The following is a 17265-nucleotide window of genomic DNA, read 5'->3' on the forward strand; positions in this document are numbered from 1 at the left end:
AGCACCGCCCACCAGTGTTCTCGATGGAGTCATCTTGGCAAGTGTGCAAGAAGTGTCCACTTTGAAGATTGCGGAGTTGCTTCAAAGGGCCAAATGTCAGTCGTTGAATTTGCTGCCATCTTCCGTTGTGCCGGAGATCCTTGATGGGGCATCCGGATTGATCCGCGTTGGAGTTAGTCCGAGGTCCACACTTCGAGGAACATATCGAGACCGGTATTCCACACTGGATGAGTTCAAGAAGAATAGATTTGGATGGCAGGATTTCTTTGCGGTTCTCGACGAGGATGGCCCTCCGGTTGGCCTATTCACCGTTCGGGGAGGCGGGTGGAGCTTGATCGCTCTTACTGATGAAAGCGTCGGGAGCGTTCTTGCTGCTTTGGTGGCGCCACCCCAGTCCTTTGAATGGCCGAAGGATGCTGAACGTGTCTGACAGGCTCCGGTCCCGCTGACGGCAACGCTGACGGCAACGTCAGCGGACGGCCGCTGTGGCGGGTGGGCCCTCGGGACCGTCGCCGGTCGGGCCGAGGGCGTCGCCCAGTGCGTTGATGGCTTGGTGTTGGAGGCGGAGCCTCACGTGGGCATAGACACCGGCGGTGACGCCGATGTGGGCGTGGCCGAGGAGTTCTTTGATCACGACGAGGTCGACTCCTTGCTCCAGGAGCAGGGTGGCCGTCGAGTGGCGCAGGTCATGGAAGCGGATCCGGCGGAGCCCTGCCCGATCGAGGAGAGCGCGGAAGCTGCGATTGAGGTTCGCAGGATCAATCGGTCCTCCTGCCGGCGTGCTGAAGACGAGGCCGTTGTCCTTCCAGCTCCCGGCTGCCGCCTCGCGTTCCCTTTCCTGGCTTTCACGGTGTTCCTTCAACGAGTGGATGCATGCTCTGGGGAGCGCGATGCGTCGTTCGGATGCGCGGGTCTTGGCCGGCAGGGCTGTAAGGCCACCGGTCTGGGTGGCTGGAGGGTACGGCGGATGCTGGCAGTGCCCGCACTGAGGTCGAAGTCTTCCCACTGGAGACAGAGGAGTTCGCCATTGCGGAGGCCGGTGTGGAGGGCGAGTTCGTAAAGCGTGAACAGGCGGTCGTTGCGGACGACAGCGAGGAACTGGCGAGCTTCATCCGCCGTGAGCGGTTCGAATCGGCGGGGGCGCGGCGTACCGGTGCGGACGTTGCGGGCGACGCCCGGGCCTTCCGCGCCATGCTCACGCAGCACGTGTACGGGCTGGCCGGCCGGGCCCGGATCTCCGGCCAGGAGAGGCTCGGTCCCAGGGGCACCAAGCTCGCCGCCACCCGGCTCGGCTTCATCGCACTCGGTGCCACCCTCCCCTGAACCAAGCCCGGTCTCCGGGACTCTCGGCGAGCTGAACCGTCCTTCGGCCAGCGAGCGCATCCGTCGGCCGGGGTGCGGCGGTCCGGGCAGAGCGCGAGGGTGGTGGGAGGCCCGTACGCGGACGTGAACTCCTTGATCCCTGCGGCGAGTTCCGCCGTCTGGGCGGTCGTTCAGTGGGCGTCGGAGCAGCCCGGCAATGATTCCGCCGGTGTTGCCGGCGAACAGCTCGGCGGGGGATAGGAGTTGCTCCGCGAGCTGTCCGTACGGGCGGGCGCCACGCGGGCGGCCGCCGGGTGGTAGGCGGCGACGCCCAGACCCGACAGGGCCACGGCAGCCACCGTGGCCGGGTAGCCGGCGTCCAGCCCGACCAGCGCGATGCCGAGCCCGGCAGCGCCGGTGGCGAGCGGTATCAGCCAGGGCGCCGGGCGGCGGTCGGCCAGCATCCCGAAGAGCGGCTGGACCACGGAGGAGAGCAGCGAGGCGGCGAGCACGATGCCGGACGCGGCGGCGTATCCGTACGAGCGCTCCGCCACGAGGAAGGGGACGAGCGCGGCGACGGCGCCCTGGTAGACGTCCACGCACGAGTGGCCCGCCGCGAGGGCGGCGGTACGGCGCCGGACCGGAGTCGTTCTGATCACTGGCTTCACGGATCGAGGATCGCCCTCGCCGGGGGCGTCGCGCTTCCGATAAATTGCCTGGTGATGCAGAAAAACCGCCAGCAGGGCATCCGCCACACGCCGCGGGCCGCGACCAGCATCCGCGAGCTCGACACCGACGTCGGGATCGATCCCCACCGCCACGACGACCATCAGATCGCCTACGCGGGCTCCGGTGTCCTCTCCATCACCACCGACGCCGGCACCTGGGTGGCCCCCGCGACCCGGGCCCTGTGGATCCCGGCCGGGACGGTGCACGAACACCGCGCCTTCGGCCGTACCGACCTGCACTCGGTCGGCCTGCCGACCCGGCTCAACCCGCTGTCCCTGGACGGGCCGGCCGTGATCGCCGTCGGCCCGCTACTGCGCGAGCTGATCCTGGCCTACACGCGCGCGCCCGAGGACACCGGCCCCGAGCGGCGCCGGCTGCTCGGGGTGCTCCTCGACCAGCTGCGGGCCTCGCCGCTCCAGCCGCTGCACCTGCCCGCCCCGGCCGATCCGCGGCTCGCGGCGGTGTGCGCGCTCCTGCACGTCGATCCGGCCGACCCGCGCGGGCTGGCCGCGCTCGCCGCACATGCGGGGGCGGGGGCGGGGGAGCGGACGCTGAGCCGGCTGTTCCGGGCCGAGCTGGGCATGACCTTCCCGCAGTGGCGCACCCAGCTGCGACTGCACCAGGCACTGCGGCTGCTGGCGGTCGGCACCCCGGTGACGGCGGTCGCGCACCGCTGCGGCTGGTCGTCCGCGAGCGCGTTCATCGACGTCTTCCGCAAGGCCTTCGGGCAGACGCCCGGGGCCTACGGGCGTCCGTAGCGCAGGAGTACGACGCCGTTGCCGAAGGTGCGCGTGGCGTCGAGGCGCAGCGGCACCGGGCCGTAGCCGACGGGCGGGAAGAGCGGTTTGCCGCGCCCGATCCGCACCGGGTGCACACAGATGTGGTACGCGTCCACGAGGTCGTGGCGCAGGAACGAGGCGGCGAGATCGGGTCCGCCCAGTGCCAGGTCACCGCCCGGGGCCGCCTTGAGCGCGGCGACCTCCGCCGGTACGACGTCCCGGACGACCGTGGTGTTCCAGTCGGTCCTGCCCTCCGGCAGGGTGCGCGAGTACACGTACTTCGGCATGGACCGCCAGATGCCGGCGAACTCGGCCATCGGCCCGGTGATCGCGGGGTCGGCGTCGGCGGTCGGCCAGAAATCGGCCATCAGCTCGTGCGTGACGCGGCCGCTCAGGAGTCCGCCCATCGTGCGGATCTCGTCGTTCAAGTACTGGTGCAGCTCGTCGTCGACGACGTGCCAGTCGATCTGCCGCTCGGGTCCCTCGATGTATCCGTCGAGGGAGACCGACAACATGAGGACGATCTTCCGCATGGGGGTGACGTTACATACTGACCGGTGTGAAGACCGAAGACGACACCGTGCTGTTCGACATCGAGGGCCGGACCGGGGTGGTCACCCTCAACCGCCCCAAGGCCCTCAACGCCCTCACCCACCCCATGGTGCTGCGGATAGACGAGGCCCTCACCAGCTGGGCCGAGGACCCAGCCGTCCACCAGGTGCTGATCCGCGGGGCCGGTGAGCGCGGCCTGTGCGCGGGCGGCGACATCCGGGCCATCCACGACGACGCCAAGGCCGGGAACACCGCCTCCGCGGACTTCTGGCGCGACGAGTACCGCCTCAACGCCCGCATCGCCCGCTACCCGAAGCCGTACATCGCCCTGATGGACGGCATCGTGATGGGCGGCGGCGTCGGCGTCTCCGCCCACGGCCGCGTCCGCGTCGTCACCGAGCGCTCCCGCGTCGCCATGCCCGAGACCGGCATCGGCTTCGTCCCCGACGTCGGCGGGACCTGGCTGCTCGGCCGCGCCCCGGGCCGGCTCGGCACCCATCTCGCCCTCACCGGCGCGGCCGTGGGCGCGGCCGACGCGCTGCTGTGCGGGCTCGCCGACCACTTCGTCCCCGCCGCGCGGCTCACCGAGCTGACCGCCGGTCTCGCCGCGGCCCCCGTCGACGAGGTGCTGCCCCGGTACGCCGCCGCGCCGCCGGCCGGTGACCTCGCCGACCGGCGGGCCTGGATCGACCACTGCTACGCCGCGGACACCGTCGAGGAGATCGTGGACCGGCTGCTCGGCCAGGGCGAGCCGGCCGCCAAGGAGGCCGCCGAGACGATCCTGGCCAAGTCCCCGACCGCGCTGAAGGTCACGCTCGCCGCCGTGCGCCGGGCGGCGGCCCTCGACTCACTGGAGCGGGTCCTGGCCCAGGAGTTCAGGGTTTCCTGCAACGCCCTGCCCTCCCACGATCTGGTGGAGGGAATCCGGGCCCAGGTCGTCGACAAGGACCGCCGGCCGCGCTGGTCGCCGCCCGCCCTGGCGGACGTGGCCGACGCGGACGTGCAGCGGTTCTTCGCCCCGCTCGGCGCGGGCGAGCTCACCTTCGGCTGAGCCGGGGCTGGCCGGGGCGCGCCGGGCGCCCCGGGCCGAACGCGGCCTACGAGCCCACGTACTCCCGCAGGTGCCGGGCGGTCAGCGTGTCCGACCCGGCCACCAGGGCGGCCGGGGTGCCCTCGAAGACGACCTGGCCGCCCGCGTGGCCGCCGCCCGGGCCGATGTCGATCAGCCAGTCCGCGTGCGCCATCACCGCCTGGTGGTGCTCGATGACGATCACCGAGTTCCCGCCGTCGACGAGGCGGTCCAGCAGGGCGAGGAGCTTGTCCACGTCGGCCATGTGCAGCCCGGTCGTCGGCTCGTCGAGGATGTAGGTGGAGGACTTCTCCGCCATGTTGATGGCGAGCTTGAGCCGCTGGCGCTCGCCGCCCGACAGCGTGTTGAGCGGCTGGCCGAGCCGCAGATATCCCAGCCCCACGTCGGCGAGCCGGCCCAGGATCGCGCGCGCCTGCCCGGTGGTGAAGAACTCGTACGCCTCCGCCACCGGCATGTCGAGCACCTCGCTGATGTTCCTGTCGCGCAGCCGGTACGTGAGCACCTCCGGCGTGAACCGCCGGCCCTCGCACTCCTCGCAGACCGAGGCCACCCCGGCCATCATCGCCAGGTCCGTGTAGACCAGTCCGAGGCCGTTGCACTTCGGGCAGGCGCCCTCCGAATTGGCGCTGAACAGCGCCGCCTTGACCCCGTTGGCCTTGGCGAAGGCGGTCCGGATCGGGTTCAGCAGGCCCGTGTACGTCGCCGGGTTGGAGCGGCGCGAACCGCGGATCGGCGACTGGTCGGCCACCACCACCCCGTCCCGCCCGGCCAGGTACCCGTGGATCAGCGAACTCTTCCCGGAGCCCGCGACCCCGGTCACCACCGCCAGCACCCCCAGCGGCACGTCCACGCTGACGTCCTTCAGGTTGTGCAGGTCGGCGCCCTTGACCGACAGGTGGCCGCGCGGGGCGCGCACCTGCTCCCGCAGCCGCGCCCGGTGTCCGAGGTGCCGGCCGGTCAGGGTGCCGGAGGTGCGCAGCCCGGCCACGTCCCCGCTGTAGCAGAGCTGCCCGCCCGCCGTGCCCGCGCCCGGACCCAGGTCCACGACGTGGTCGGCGATGGCGATGACCTCGGGCTTGTGCTCGACGACGAGGACGGTGTTGCCCTTGTCGCGCAGCCGCAGCAGCAGGTCGTTCATGCGCTGGATGTCGTGCGGGTGCAGTCCGGTCGTCGGCTCGTCGAAGACGTACGTGATGTCCGTGAGCGAGGATCCCAGGTGGCGCACCATCTTCACCCGCTGGGCCTCACCGCCGGAGAGGGTGGCGGACGGGCGGTCCAGGCTGAGGTAGCCGAGCCCGATCTCGACGAGGGAGTCGAGCAGGTCACGGAGGTTCCCGAGCAGCGGCGCCACGCCCGGGTCGTCGATCCGGCGGATGAAGGCGGCGAGGTCGCTGATCTGCATCGCCGAGCACTCGGCGATGTTCACCCCGTCGATACGGGAGGAGAGGGCGGCCGCGGAGAGCCGGGCGCCGCCGCAGTCCGGGCAGTCGGTGAACACCACGGCGCGGTCCACGAAGGCCCGGATGTGGGACTGCATGGACTCGCGGTCCTTGGACAGGTACGTCCGCTGGATCTTGGTGATCAGGCCCTCGTAGGTGAAGTTGTTGGACCCCGCCTTCACCTTCACCGGGGTCTTGTGCAGGAAGTCGGCCCACTCCCGCTCGGAGAAGTCCTTGAGCTTCGTATCGGCGGAGTAGAAGCCGGAATTGGCCATGATCTGCCAGTACCAGGAGTCCACGGCGAAGCCCGGCACGGTGATCGCGCCCTCGTTGATCGAGAGTTCGCGGTCCACGAGCTGGTCCACGGCGATGTCGGAGACCTGGCCGATGCCCTCGCAGCGCGGGCACATTCCGTCCGGCGTGTTGAAGCTGAAGGCGGTGGACGTGCCGATGTGGGGTACGCCGAGCCGGGAGAAGACGATCCGCAGCATGGTGTAGGCGTCGGTGGCGGTGCCCACGGTGGAGCGGGAGTTCGCGCCCATCCGCTCCTGGTCCACGACGATGGCCGCGCTCAGGTTGTGCAGCCCGTCCACGTCCGGCCGGCCCAGGCTGGGCATGAAGGACTGGATGAAGGCGGTGTACGTCTCGTTGATCATGCGCTGCGACTCGGCGGCGATGGTGCCGAAGACGAGGGAGGACTTCCCTGAACCCGATACCCCGGTGAAGACGGTGAGCCGGCGCTTGGGTATGTCGAGGGAAATGTCCGCGAGGTTGTTCTCCCTGGCCCCGCGGACCTGGATGACCTGATGACTGTCGGCGGCGATCTGCACGGAACTCCTCGCGGTGCGGTGTCTCGAGCTTACTTTCTACACTGTACTCTATACGTAGTAGAACATTATTGGCCGCATGCTCGGAGGGGCCGGAAATGACGAAGGACCAGAGCGGTGCGGGCGATCCCGTCCGCACGCTGGAGCTGCTGTGGCGCGAGCCCGGGCAGGAGCCGCGGCCCGGTCGGCGCGGCCCGCGGCAGGGGCTCAGCGTGGACGCAGTGGTCCGCGCCGCGATCGCCCTCGCCGACGCGGAGGGGCTGGCCGCACTGACCATGCGGGCGCTGGCGCAGCGGCTCGGGGTCACGCCGATGACCCTCTACACCTACGTCCCCGGCAAGGCCGAGCTGCTCGACCTCATGCTGGACGAGGCGTACCGGTACATGGACCGCCGGGAGGCGGGCCCCGGCGAGACGTGGCCGGTGAAGGTCACCCGCGTCGCCGACGACAACCGCGACCTGCTCGGCCGCCACCCTTGGATCGCCGGCCTCTCCGTCACCCGCCCGCCGCTGGGCCCCGGCGTGATCGCCAAGTACGAGCGCGAGCTGGCGGCCTTCGACGGCATCGGGCTCACCGACACCGAGATGGACGCCGCCCTCACCCACCTCCTCGGCTTCGTCCACGCCAACGCGCTGGCCGCGGCCGACGCCGCCGAGCACAACAGCCGCCAGAGCGACGAGGAGTGGTGGGCCGTCAGTGCACCGCTGCTGGAGCGGGCCTTGGACCCCGAGCGCTACCCGCTCGCGAGCCGGGTCGGCAGCGCGGCCGGCGCGTACAACCCGGATGCGGTCTGGGCCTTCGGCCTCCGCTGCGTCCTGGACGGCCTGGCCCGCCTGATCGGAAACCGGGAGGCCGGGCAGGGGCCCTGAGGTCTGTCCAATGGCCAGGGGTCTTCAGCGTTCGCCGGCGGACCTCCCCCGAGCGGCCGGGCCGACGGCGGCGTACGGTGTGCCGAAGCGCGTCGTCGAGCTCGGCGGGGTCACCGCAGAAGTCGGCTTGTCCATGCCCCAGCCGGCCATCGCCGTAGGACTCCCGCGCGACCGACCGACCACCGCAGCCGACAGGACAGCACAGCACCCGTGAACTCCACGTCGATTCGCTTGATCGAGCCCTCCGACGGCCCCGCACTCGCCGAGCTGCTCTCCCGGGACAAGGAGGCGTATGCGCGCTGGCTGCCCGCGAGGCCCGCCGAGTTCTACACGCCCGACGGGCAAGCCTCGGTCATCGAGTCCCTTCTGGCCTCCCATCGCCAGGGGCTCGCGTGGCCCGGCGTCGTGGTCTGCGACGGGACCGTCATCGGGCAGGTCGGCATCAGCTCGATCCTGCGCGGCCCGTTCCAGAAGGGATTCCTCGGCTACTGGGTCTCTTCTTTTTACCAGGGACTCGGGCACACGGGCCGAGCCGTCGGCCTCGCGCTGCGGATCGCCGAAGACGAGCTGAAGCTGCATCGACTGGAGGCGCACACCCAGCTGGAGAACCTCGCGTCCCTGGCGATCCTCCGCAAGCACGGATTCAGTTCCTGGGGCATCGCCCATGACCACTTCTACGCCGACGGCGCATGGCGCGACGAAGTGTTCTGGGAAAGAAACCTGACCATCGGCCGGAACGCTGGAGTCAAGGAAGACCATGTGCGCTAGCCGGTCGCCGATCTGCCCGGCGGCCTGACCGCTTGGGACACCGATAGCGTCAGCGGGTGGATGCCATGGCCGGCCGCACGCAGATGCGGCACCACATCGTCCCACGCCCACGATCCGAGTCGCGCACCTGCAATCAGCGCAAAGTTCGCCATGGCCGCACCGTAGTGGAGCGGCTCGACGACCACTCCGGAAATACTTTCGATATGCGCTCCAGTAGTGCAGGGTTCGCGCGAACGCCATGCCGGGGGAGGGGTGGCGGCGTCCCGCCGCGGTGGGGGAGTGCCACCCGTCCTCCGCCCCGGCCCTTGCTGCACCTATCGAAATTCGATAGATTCCCATCGCAACTCGATGGGAGGCTGGGTCATGGGAAAGCTGACAGTGCGTGCGCTGCGCGCCGTGCTCGCGGTGGTGCTCGTCGGCACCGTGTTCGTACAGGTATTGATGGTGTGGGTGTTGGTCAGCGGGAGCGACCCGGAGGACGGGTCGCTCCCGCTGACCCCGCTGCGCGTGATCACGATCCTGGGCATGGTGTCGGCCCAGGTCGCCCTGGTCTGCGTGTGGCGGCTGGTGGCGATGGTGCGACGCGGAACCGTGTTCTCCCACGCCGCCTTCCGGTACGTGGACGGCGTGATCGGTGCGATCGTGGCGGCTGCCCTCCTGTGGTTCGCGGTCACGGTCATCAATGCTCCGGGCCAGCGGGAGGACCCGGGCGTCACCGTCATCATGGGCGGGGTCGGCGTGGCCATCCTGGGGGTCGCGCTCATCGTGCTCGTGCTGCGGATGCTGCTCGCCCAGGCCGTCGCGCGCGACGCCGAAGCGGCGCAGATGCAGGCCGAGCTGGACGAGGTGATCTGATGCCGATCGCCGTCGACATCGATGTGATGCTGGCCAAACGGAAGATGTCCGTGGGTGACCTCGCGGACCGCGTGGGGATCACGCCCGCCAACCTGGCGGTACTCAAGAACGGCCGCGCCAAGGCGGTGCGCTTCGCGACGCTCGCCGCGCTCTGCGAGGTGCTCCAGTGCCAGCCGGGCGACCTGCTGCGCTGGGAGGCCGAGGACGCCGCGGGCGACTAGCGGTAGCCGGTCGCGTCCGCCGGGCGGTCGGGGTCCTGGACCTCGACCATGTAGCGCCAGGCGTCCGGGCGGCTGCCGTCGAGATCCGTGAAGCCGTAGACCCGGGCGAGCTGCCCGCTGGAGAGGGACTGCCCGTTCCAGCGCGCCACGTCCGGGTCCGCGGCGAGCGCCGCGACCGCGCGGCCCACGTACGACGGGGTCTCTGAGATGCAGAAGTGCGGGACCGTCGCCAGCGCGTCCCGCCAGTTCTCCTCCGTCACACCGAAGGTGTCGAGCATCATCTCCGAGCGCAGCCAGCCCGGCGTCAGCGCAACCGCCGTCCCCCCGCGCGGGCCCAGCTCGTGACCGAGCGCGAACGCCATGCGCAGGACCGAGGACTTGGCGATGTCGTAGAAGAACGACACCCGGTAGCGGCTCGCGTTGTACTCGGCGGTGCCGTCCGTCATCTCCACCACCAGCCCGCCCGGCTCGCGCAGCAGCAACGGCAGCGCGAAGTGGCTGGTGACGGCATGGGTCTCGACCGCCAGCCGCATCAGCCGCAGCCCCTTGTCCAGATCGTGCTCCCACACCGTGCTGTCCCACTCGAAGAGCAGCTCCCCGCCCCAGATGTCGTTGACCAGGACGTCGAGGCGGCCCTGCTCGCCGTCGATCCGCGCGACCAGGGCCTCGACCTCGGACGGCACCAGGTGGTCGGCCACCACCGCGATCCCCCGCCCGCCCGCGGCCGTCACCAGCTCGGCGGTCTCCTCGATCGTCTCGGGCCGGTCGTACTCGGACCGCTTCCCCCGGGTGCTGCGCCCCGACACGTACACGGTCGCGCCCCGCGCGCCCAACTGGACCGCGATGCCCCGGCCCGCGCCCCGCGTCGCCCCGGCCACGAGGGCGACCTTGCCTTCGAGCGTGCGCTGTGTGTCCGCCATGGCCCGACCCTACGGCGCATCCCCCTTCCCCGGCCCGCCGGACACGGCGACCGCCGCCAGGGACAGCAACAGCCCGCCGGCCGCCGCGCCGAGGGCCGGACCCGGCCCCCACAGCGTCCAGGCCGCCCCGAAGAACAGGGAACCCGCGAACCGGGCCAGCGCCTGCGCCGTCTGGAGCACCGCGAGCCCGGTGGTGCGCAGTTCGGCCGGGAGCAGCGGCCCGGCCGCTGCCATCAGCACCCCGTCGGTGGCGGCGTAGAACAGGCCGAGGAGTACGAGGACGCCGACGACGAGCGGTGGACCGGCCGGGACCGGGGCAGGCCGAGGACGGCCGCGGTCGCGCAGAGCCGCCGCAGCCCGGGGACCCGTACGAGCGTGCGCACTCCCGGCAGCGGGGTACGGACGGCCGGCGCGGGGGCCTCCCGTACGAACAGGACCAGCACGACCACCCCCAGCACCGCGACGCAGCAGCTCACGGTGAACACGGCCGCGTACCCGTCGACCACGGCCCACAGCACCCCGAACGCGGCCAGCGGCGGCGGGTGCGGTCCGCGACCCGGCCGCCCGCGAGGCGGAGCAGCGCGGTGGCGCCCTGGTTGAGCCCGTCCAGGGCGCCGAACGCGAACGGGGACATCCCGAGCCCGGCCACCAGGTACAGCGGCAGGACGGCGGTGACCATCTCCGCCGAGACGTCCGTGAGCAGGCTGACCATGCCGAGCGCGAACACCGTGCCGGGGACGGCCCGCAGGGGGCCCCACGGGCCGGAGCCTCCCCGGCGATGTCCGCGGCACGGCTGGTCGACAGGTACACGGATGCCTCCTCGGCGTCTAGAACCAGTTGACGGTGAGCGGGAAGGCGGCGGTGACGGTCGCGCCCGTGGAGTCGGTGGCGGTGGCGGTCACCTGGACCGTGCCGCTGCCCCACGGCTTGCCGCTGATCCGGCCGGTGCCGGCGTCGACGCTCAGGCCCCAGGGCAGGCCGGTGGCCGCGTAGCGGATCGGGGACTTGCCGCCGGTGGCGCTGAGCTGGATGGTGCAGGACTGGTTGAACTTGCAGGTCTGCGGGCCGGGATCGGCGAGCTTCAGGTCACCCGGGGTGGGCGTCGGCGTCGGGGTCGGCGTGGGTGTCGGAGTGGGCGTGGGTGTGGGTGTCGGGGTCGGCGTGGATCCGCCGAACACCTCGCTGATCGGCTGGACGTTGGCCGCGTTGCCCGCGTGCGTGGCCGTGCCGAAGAGGTCCTCGAAGGTCCGCAGCAGGTGGTGGTGGTTGAAAGCGGTGGTGTACTTGCCCGTCTTGACGTTCGCGCCGTAGAAGACGGTGGCGATCTGGTTCGAGCCGAGGTAGTTGTCCTCGTCCCATGTCAGCACCAGCAGGCTGTTGTTGGCCTTCGCCCACTGGGCGTAGGCGTCGATGTTGTTCTTCGTCCAGGTGTCGCCGGTGCCGACCGAGCACGAGTGCATGTCGTTGCACTGGTTGGGCACCACGAAGGACAGGTCCGGCAGCGCCGCGAAGTTGTTCTGCGGGAACTGCGTCCAGGTCTTCCCCGTGTTCAGCGGCACGTTCTTGAAGGCGAACCACGGATTGTGCTTCTGCGCGTACTGGCCGTTCGTGCAGGCCGTGGACCCCTCGCCCGGCAGGTCCTCGTTGTACGTCGCGAAGGTCTTGCCGGCCGTGATCAGCTCCTGTCCGAGGTTCGCCGCCGTCATCGACTGCGGGGTGTAGCAGCCGTCGCCCGTGATGCCCTGCGTGGCGCCGGAGAAGAGGTTGAAGTAGTTGGGCTGACTCGGGTGGGTCAGCGCCTTCATGCCGGTCAGGCTCGCGCCCGCGTTCGCCAGCTGGTTGATGTACGGGGCGTTCGCGCTGCCGATGATCTCGCCGTACTGCTTGTTCTCGTACACGACGACCACCACGTGGTCGTACGCGGGCAGCGCGGCCGCGGCGGCGGCCGCCGGCCCGGTCGGGGAACCGCTCTCCGCCGCCTGGGAGTTGGCCACGGTGAAGGCGCCGAGCAGGCCGAGCGCGCCGACTCCGGCCATGAGCGCGGACCAGCGGGCCCCGCGTCTGGGGCGGGTCGTGGGTGAGGGAAGGGGCATGGGTGGTTCCTCCTCGCAGGTGGTGTCATTCCTCGCGCCGGGCCGCACCGGCCACGGCGATGTTCAGGAACCGCGGTACGGGCCGTCCTCGGTCGCGGAACTCCCGCGCGACCGCCGCCCGTACCGCCGTCAGCCGTGCCTCGGGCAGCAGCACCAGCACGCTTCGCCCCGGCTCCGGTCCGGGCGGCCAGGCGCTCAGCGCCCCGGCCCGGCGGGCGCAGGCCACGGCCCGCGCCAGCTCCGCCGCCGGGCCCGTGCCCCCGTCGTCGCCGCGCACGGCCACGAGCACCAGCCGCGCTCCCGAGACGGCCGGGTCGAAGGGGACGTACCTCCGGCTCGCCCGGGGCCCGGCGCCCAGCAGCAGGGCCTCGCCGGGCCGGGCGAAGAGCACCGCCCGGCGCAGGGCGTCGTCCCCGTCCGGCAGGGCCTCGGCCAGCAGCCGGGCCAGGTGCGCGCGGTCCGGCCGTTCGTCCGGCCCCGTGTGTACGTCGGCCACCGCGAGCGCCAGCGCGCACTCGGCGGGCTCCGCCGTGGCCAGCCCGGCGGCCGCCGTGAGCGAGCCCTGCACGTGCAGGTCGGTGCCGCCGCGGCCGTAACCGGCCCGGGCCAGCGCCCGCAGCACGGCGTACGGCCGGACCGCCCACGCGGGGGCCGCGGGCGGCGGCCCGGACAGGGTCAGCGGCAGATCGCAGCTGTCCGCGGGATGGCCCAACGAACTGAGCCGCACCAGGCCGTCGGTGCGCGGGGCCGCGGCCGCCGCCGTGGGCCAGCTCGCCGCCGCGACCAATTCGGGGGAGCCCAGGTGAAAGGCGTACGGGGCGCTCCACACGGCGGCCGGGGGCCGGCCGTGCGCGGCCTCCAGGGCGTAGGCGACGAGGCGGAAGAGCGGATCGGCGGTCGCCCGGCGGGCCAGGTCGCCCGCGGCGGCCGTCACAGGAGCTCCTTGCGGGCCAGGATCCGGTAGGCGTTGCCGCCGTCCGTGGCCCGGGCGGCAGCCGTGCGCAGGGCGTCCAGCACCGCCGCGCCGGCGAAGCACGGCAGCGACGCCGCCCGCACGGTGTGGGCGAGGGCCCGGGCACGGGGCGTGGCCGGCGGGCCCCACGGCCGGTCCGGGTCCGGGGCCAGCCGCGTCACGGTGAGGGCCACCGCGCCGACGAAGTCGTTGCCCTGGTGGGCCGGGCCGTGCTCCTCGGCGAGGACGGTGAATCCCCGGTCGGCCAGCGCCTCGCGCAGGTTCGCGGCGGGCACCAGGTGCTGGTGCTGCGGCTGGAACCAGGGCAGCCACGCCGGGCCGAGCAGCCGGGCCATGCGCGACTCCGGGTCGGGGACCTCGATGGTCAGGAACCCCCCGGGGGCGAGGACGGTGGCCGCCGCGTCCAGTTCGGCCAGCGGCTCCCGGGTGTGCTCCAGGTAGTGGTACATGCTGACCACCTCGTACTGGCCCGCCAGCTTCGGGGCGAACTCGGGGAACTGGCCCTGGTAGCCGGTCTCCACCCAGCCGCGGCGCTCGGCCGCACGCACACCGTCGCCCATGTCGAGCCCGTCGAAGCGGGTCCGCGGCCAGACGGCCCGCGCCGCGTTGCAGAAGTGGCCGTGCCCGGTGCCCACGTCGAGCCAGGACGAGGGCTCCGTGTGGGGGAGGAGCATCCGGGCGCGCGCCCGGTAGGCGGGGCCGAGCCGGCCGAAGACCGTGCCCGCTCCCTCGCCGCCGCGCCCGTCGTAGAAGTCGCGGTAGTAGAACTCCAGTCCCTGCGGGCTCAGCCGGGGATTCTGGAAGACGTGCCCGCAGTCCCCGCAGCGCTCCAGGATGAACAGGCCGGGCTTGCCCTGGAGCAGGTCGGGCACCCGGACCCGGACGGTGAGCCGCAGCGAGCCGCACCACGGGCAGTCCGCGCGGCGCGGTTCGAGGAAGCGCCCGGGGCCCGCGGCCAGGTCCTCGCGGTAGGCCTCCGCCCGGGCGGCCTCGTCGTCCGCGCCCTCACTCCCGCCCCCGCCGCCCTCGCGGCCCGCCGGGGTACGGGCGACCGCCGCGGCCGTACGCAGGGCGGCGCCGAGCGAGCGCAGCGGCCGGCCGGCGGTGGCCACGGCCAGGTCGGCGGGGCGCAGCGGGGAGCCGGGCCCGCCGAGGGCGAGGTACGGCTGGAGCCAGTACAGCCCGGCCGCGGCGGCGCCCCACCGGCCCTGGCGCAGGGCGACGCCCGCCAGCAGGGCCAGCCCGGAGAGCTGGGCAGCGGCCAGCGCCCCCGGCGGCAGCCCCTGTGCGCGCAGCTCGGCGGCCCGGGCGGGCCCGGTCGCCTCGGTCCGCGGTCCGCAGCTCAGCGCGGGGGCGACGGCCAGGCCCGTGGCCCCGGCGGCGTACTCCTTCAAACGCCGCGTGAGCGCGAGGAGTTCCTCCGGCCCGGGGCGCGGCTCACCCGGTTCGAACCCGGCCCGCTCCAGCACCTCCTCGGCGACCAGTACGGCGAAACCGGCGCCGCGCCCCTCGCCGAGCCGGTCGTGGCGGTAGCTGCCGGGGTCGACCAGACGCAGCAGCCCCAGGGCCCGCTCGGTGGCCAGGTCCGCCGGAAGCAGGTCCAGTACCCGCAGCCCCTCCCGGTCGGCGTGCGCGCAGGCGGCGAGGAAGGTGACCGCGTCGGGCTCGACCCCCTGGGCGGCGAGCAGCCGCCACCCGGCGGCCCGCGGCACTCCGGCCGCGGCGGCCGGGACCGCGGGCAGCACCGGGATCGCCCGCAGCCGGCGGCCGGCCCGCACGGTGCCGGCGCCGAGCGCGGCCAGCACGACGGCGGAGGTCCACCGGACCCGGGTGTTCGGGAGTGGCGTCATAGCAGCTTCTCCAACCGGTCGGCCGCGGCGGCGGCTCCGCCCGCCGCGGCGAATGAGGCCTGGATCCGCCGGGCGGACCGGCGGTGGCCGGGATCGTCCAGCACGGCCGTGATCGCGTCACGCAGTTCCTCGGCCCGGGTCCTGCCGAACCGCACCCGCACCCCGGCCCCGGCCTCCACGACCTGCCGGGCCACGATCGGCTGGTCGTCCCGGATCGGCGCGACGACCAGCGGCAGCCCGTACGCGAGGGCCTCGCAGACGGTGTTGTGGCCGCCGTGGCAGACCACGGCGTCCAGGTGCGGCAGGAGTTCCAGCTGCGGGACGCATCCCTGCAGCAGGACGTGCCCCGGCACGGACCCGACCAGCGCGGCCGGCGCCGCGAGTACCAGCTGCACCTCCTCGGCGAGGCGTTCGGCGGCGCCCAGTACCGCCGCGTAGAACCGGCCGCCGGCCTCCTGGTTGAGCGTGCCCAGCGACACCAGCACCCGCCGCCGGGCCGGATCCAGGCGCTGCCAGGGAAACCCCGCCGCGGCCGGCCGGGCCCCGAAGGCGGGACCGACGAAGGCGTGGTGCGGCGGGAAGCCGTCCCGCGCTCCGACGAGTTCGGGAGTGGAGAAGACCAGCACGAGCCGGTCCGAGAACCGCGGATCCCAGTCCGGCGCCGGTGACCCGAACTCCGCGAGGAGGCCGGAGATCTGCCCGGCCACCCACTCCCCGACCTTCGGGAAGTCCGCGAAGGGCCGGGTGAGTTCGGCCGAGGTGCTGGCGGACGTCGCCCACGGGACGCCGAGCCGCCGGGCCACCAGCGGCCCGGCCAGGGCCTGTTGGTCGGCGACCAGCAGGTCTGGTGCGAACTCGTGGACGGCGCGGGTCACCCCCGGGACCATCGCCCGGGCCAGCGGCACCAGCGCCTCCTCCCACAGGAACCGCAGCGCCCCGACCCCGCGCAGGTCGCGCCAGCGCTCGTGCAGCGTCGCGTAGCCGCCGCCCGCCTCCTCGCCGGCGGGCAGGATCCGGGCCGACGGGGGCAGCAGCCGGGCCAGCGCCGCGGCCGGTCCCGTCCAGGCGACCTCGTGCCCCCGCGCGGCCAGTTCGGCCCCGACGGCCACGGTCGGATTGACGTGCCCCGCCAGCGGCGGCACCGTGAAGAGCACCCTCATGGGACCAGCGCTCCCGCCCGCGGCCCCGCCGCCACAGCAGCCGTCGCGGCCGTCGCGTCGAGATGGGCGAGCACGGCCTCCCGCAGGGCCCCGCTGCTCTCCTTGAGGACGTCGTGGCCCAGGTCCGGCAGGATCCGCAGCGTGCCGTCCGGTGCGTGGCGGACCAGTTCCCGGGCGCCCGGCACCAGTTCGGAGTGCTCGCCGCACACGACCAGCACCGGGCAGCGCAGCCGCGCGTAGTCGGCCGGGGTGAAGGTGCGGCCGGCGGCGATGTCGTCGATGAGCGTGGTGCGGTTGAGCAGGTCGTCGGCGATGGCCGTGAGATGGGCGGCCTTGCGCAGGCGCAGGGTGAGCAGTTCCGCCGGTACCGGGCTGTCCTCCAGACTGAGCGCGGCCGCCGACAGGGTGTCCACCATGTTCTCCACCCAGGCTCCGCCGAGCGGGGGTTCGAGGAGCGTGAGACCGGCGACGAGGTCGGGCCGGGCCAGGGCGGCGTGCACCGCCAGGGTCCCGCCGTAGCTGTTGCCGACCAGGTGCACCGGGCGGTGCCCGAGGTCCAGCGCGCCGAGCAGCGCGAAGAGGTCCCGTACGGCGGTGCCGCTGTCGTAGCCGTTCGCGGGCCGCTCGGTACGGCCGTGGCCGCGCAGGTCGTAGAGGACGGCCTCGTGCCCGGACCGGGCCACCGGCACGGCCAGGGGACAGTAGAAGGAGGACAGGTTGTCGACGACCAGGCCGTGCAGGAAGACCACCACGGGCCGGTCGGGGCGGGCGGCCCCGGCGGTGGCCGGGAGCCGCTGGACGTGGAATTTCAGGGAGTTGGCAGGAACGACGGCCATGG

General features: G+C 72.7%; 17 protein-coding genes and 3 pseudogenes. 6 read left to right on the top strand and 14 right to left on the bottom strand.

Annotated features, from left to right (window positions below):
• Positions 1 to 469 precede the first annotated feature (469 nt).
• Together OG429_RS32585 and OG429_RS32595 are read right to left on the bottom strand one after the other, a co-directional pair.
• Positions 470 to 1209 (bottom strand): annotated as a pseudogene (locus tag OG429_RS32585) (site-specific integrase); the annotation flags it as partial.
• Between the two features lie 386 nt (positions 1210 to 1595).
• Positions 1596 to 2132: pseudogene (locus tag OG429_RS32595) on the bottom strand (MFS transporter); the annotation flags it as partial.
• Between OG429_RS32595 and OG429_RS32600 the strand changes: the two are divergent.
• Entirely contained in the window at positions 2025 to 2789 is a 765-nt protein-coding gene (locus OG429_RS32600; RefSeq protein WP_328928843.1) for an AraC family transcriptional regulator, read from the top strand. The pseudogene OG429_RS32595 and the gene OG429_RS32600 overlap by 108 nt on opposite strands.
• Here the strand turns inward: OG429_RS32600 and OG429_RS32605 are convergent.
• Positions 2774 to 3343, bottom strand: a complete 570-nt coding sequence (locus OG429_RS32605; protein WP_328928844.1) for a dihydrofolate reductase family protein — start codon at positions 3341 to 3343, stop codon at positions 2774 to 2776. The genes OG429_RS32600 and OG429_RS32605 overlap by 16 nt on opposite strands.
• A 26-nt stretch (positions 3344 to 3369) precedes the next feature.
• On the opposite strand from OG429_RS32605, the gene OG429_RS32610 reads away from it, so the two are divergent.
• A complete protein-coding gene (locus OG429_RS32610) occupies positions 3370 to 4413 on the top strand; it encodes an enoyl-CoA hydratase/isomerase family protein (RefSeq protein ID WP_328928845.1) in 1044 nt (347 codons plus the stop codon).
• A 46-nt stretch (positions 4414 to 4459) separates the two neighbouring features.
• On the opposite strand, the gene OG429_RS32615 is transcribed toward OG429_RS32610, so the two are convergent.
• Positions 4460 to 6721, bottom strand: coding sequence for an excinuclease ABC subunit UvrA (locus OG429_RS32615; RefSeq protein ID WP_328928846.1), 2262 nt, complete (start codon positions 6719 to 6721; stop codon positions 4460 to 4462).
• A gap of 95 nt (positions 6722 to 6816) precedes the next feature.
• Here OG429_RS32615 and OG429_RS32620 point away from each other — a divergent pair, with 95 nt between their 5' ends.
• Together OG429_RS32620 and OG429_RS32625 are read left to right on the top strand one after the other, a co-directional pair.
• Positions 6817 to 7587 carry a TetR/AcrR family transcriptional regulator gene (locus tag OG429_RS32620; protein WP_328928847.1) on the top strand — a complete coding sequence of 257 codons (771 nt, stop codon included), beginning with the start codon at positions 6817 to 6819 and terminating at the stop codon, positions 7585 to 7587.
• Between the two features lie 210 nt (positions 7588 to 7797).
• Positions 7798 to 8355 carry a GNAT family N-acetyltransferase gene (locus tag OG429_RS32625; RefSeq protein WP_328928848.1) on the top strand — a complete coding sequence of 186 codons (558 nt, stop codon included), beginning with the start codon at positions 7798 to 7800 and terminating at the stop codon, positions 8353 to 8355.
• Here OG429_RS32625 and OG429_RS32630 read toward each other — a convergent pair.
• Positions 8308 to 8507: pseudogene (locus OG429_RS32630) on the bottom strand (alpha/beta hydrolase); the annotation flags it as partial. The gene OG429_RS32625 and the pseudogene OG429_RS32630 sit on opposite strands and share 48 nt — an antisense overlap.
• A 211-nt stretch (positions 8508 to 8718) precedes the next feature.
• Between OG429_RS32630 and OG429_RS32635 the strand changes: the two are divergent.
• Complete coding sequence (locus OG429_RS32635) at positions 8719 to 9210, top strand: DUF2975 domain-containing protein (protein ID WP_328928849.1); 492 nt, start codon at positions 8719 to 8721, stop codon at positions 9208 to 9210.
• Positions 9210 to 9431 (top strand): helix-turn-helix domain-containing protein, encoded by a 222-nt coding sequence (locus tag OG429_RS32640; RefSeq protein WP_328928850.1) that lies wholly within the window; start codon positions 9210 to 9212, stop codon positions 9429 to 9431. Before OG429_RS32635 ends, OG429_RS32640 begins: the two co-directional genes overlap by 1 nt.
• Here the strand turns inward: OG429_RS32640 and OG429_RS32645 are convergent.
• The 9 genes from OG429_RS32645 to OG429_RS32675 form a co-directional block, all read right to left on the bottom strand.
• A complete protein-coding gene (locus OG429_RS32645) occupies positions 9428 to 10351 on the bottom strand; it encodes an SDR family oxidoreductase (RefSeq protein WP_328928851.1) in 924 nt (307 codons plus the stop codon). The genes OG429_RS32640 and OG429_RS32645 overlap by 4 nt on opposite strands.
• A gap of 9 nt (positions 10352 to 10360) precedes the next feature.
• Entirely contained in the window at positions 10361 to 10585 is a 225-nt protein-coding gene (locus OG429_RS41525) for a hypothetical protein (RefSeq protein ID WP_405677439.1), read from the bottom strand.
• Complete coding sequence (locus OG429_RS41530) at positions 10585 to 10857, bottom strand: hypothetical protein (RefSeq protein WP_405677436.1); 273 nt, start codon at positions 10855 to 10857, stop codon at positions 10585 to 10587. The genes OG429_RS41525 and OG429_RS41530 overlap by 1 nt, the downstream gene beginning before the upstream one ends.
• Complete coding sequence (locus tag OG429_RS41535) at positions 10824 to 11063, bottom strand: hypothetical protein (protein WP_405677434.1); 240 nt, start codon at positions 11061 to 11063, stop codon at positions 10824 to 10826. The genes OG429_RS41530 and OG429_RS41535 overlap by 34 nt, the downstream gene beginning before the upstream one ends.
• A 115-nt stretch (positions 11064 to 11178) precedes the next feature.
• Positions 11179 to 12444, bottom strand: coding sequence for an alkaline phosphatase family protein (locus tag OG429_RS32655; protein WP_328928852.1), 1266 nt, complete (start codon positions 12442 to 12444; stop codon positions 11179 to 11181).
• 25 nt (positions 12445 to 12469) lie between these two features.
• The gene (locus tag OG429_RS32660) at positions 12470 to 13378 is read right to left on the bottom strand and encodes a galactokinase (protein ID WP_328928853.1); all 909 of its coding nucleotides are present in this window, start codon (positions 13376 to 13378) and stop codon (positions 12470 to 12472) included.
• Positions 13375 to 15267: a class I SAM-dependent methyltransferase gene (locus tag OG429_RS32665; protein ID WP_328928854.1), complete on the bottom strand. Its 1893-nt coding sequence runs from the start codon at positions 15265 to 15267 to the stop codon at positions 13375 to 13377. The genes OG429_RS32660 and OG429_RS32665 overlap by 4 nt, the downstream gene beginning before the upstream one ends.
• Positions 15264 to 16427, bottom strand: coding sequence for a glycosyltransferase (locus OG429_RS32670; RefSeq protein WP_328928855.1), 1164 nt, complete (start codon positions 16425 to 16427; stop codon positions 15264 to 15266). The genes OG429_RS32665 and OG429_RS32670 overlap by 4 nt, the downstream gene beginning before the upstream one ends.
• Positions 16424 to 17263, bottom strand: coding sequence for an alpha/beta fold hydrolase (locus OG429_RS32675; RefSeq protein ID WP_328928856.1), 840 nt, complete (start codon positions 17261 to 17263; stop codon positions 16424 to 16426). The genes OG429_RS32670 and OG429_RS32675 overlap by 4 nt, the downstream gene beginning before the upstream one ends.
• Positions 17264 to 17265 lie beyond the last annotated feature (2 nt).

Origin of the sequence: Streptomyces sp. NBC_00190, from assembly GCF_036203305.1 — a bacterium.
Taxonomy (GTDB): domain Bacteria; phylum Actinomycetota; class Actinomycetes; order Streptomycetales; family Streptomycetaceae; genus Streptomyces.

Bases quoted from the DNA above. Each gene is read 5' to 3' on its own strand.
- OG429_RS32600 (WP_328928843.1), top strand. From the start codon at position 2,025: ATGCAGAAAAACCGCCAGCAGGGCATCCGCCACACGCCGCGGGCCGCG.
- OG429_RS32605 (WP_328928844.1), bottom strand. From the start codon at position 3,343: ATGCGGAAGATCGTCCTCATGTTGTCGGTCTCCCTCGACGGATACATC.
- OG429_RS32620 (WP_328928847.1), top strand. From the start codon at position 6,817: ATGACGAAGGACCAGAGCGGTGCGGGCGATCCCGTCCGCACGCTGGAG.
- OG429_RS32635 (WP_328928849.1), top strand. From the start codon at position 8,719: ATGGGAAAGCTGACAGTGCGTGCGCTGCGCGCCGTGCTCGCGGTGGTG.
- OG429_RS32640 (WP_328928850.1), top strand. From the start codon at position 9,210: ATGCCGATCGCCGTCGACATCGATGTGATGCTGGCCAAACGGAAGATG.
- OG429_RS32645 (WP_328928851.1), bottom strand. From the start codon at position 10,351: ATGGCGGACACACAGCGCACGCTCGAAGGCAAGGTCGCCCTCGTGGCC.
- OG429_RS41525 (WP_405677439.1), bottom strand. From the start codon at position 10,585: ATGGCAGCGGCCGGGCCGCTGCTCCCGGCCGAACTGCGCACCACCGGG.
- OG429_RS41535 (WP_405677434.1), bottom strand. From the start codon at position 11,063: ATGGTCAGCCTGCTCACGGACGTCTCGGCGGAGATGGTCACCGCCGTC.
- OG429_RS32655 (WP_328928852.1), bottom strand. From the start codon at position 12,444: ATGCCCCTTCCCTCACCCACGACCCGCCCCAGACGCGGGGCCCGCTGG.
- OG429_RS32665 (WP_328928854.1), bottom strand. From the start codon at position 15,267: ATGACGCCACTCCCGAACACCCGGGTCCGGTGGACCTCCGCCGTCGTG.
- OG429_RS32670 (WP_328928855.1), bottom strand. From the start codon at position 16,427: ATGAGGGTGCTCTTCACGGTGCCGCCGCTGGCGGGGCACGTCAATCCG.
- OG429_RS32675 (WP_328928856.1), bottom strand. From the start codon at position 17,263: ATGGCCGTCGTTCCTGCCAACTCCCTGAAATTCCACGTCCAGCGGCTC.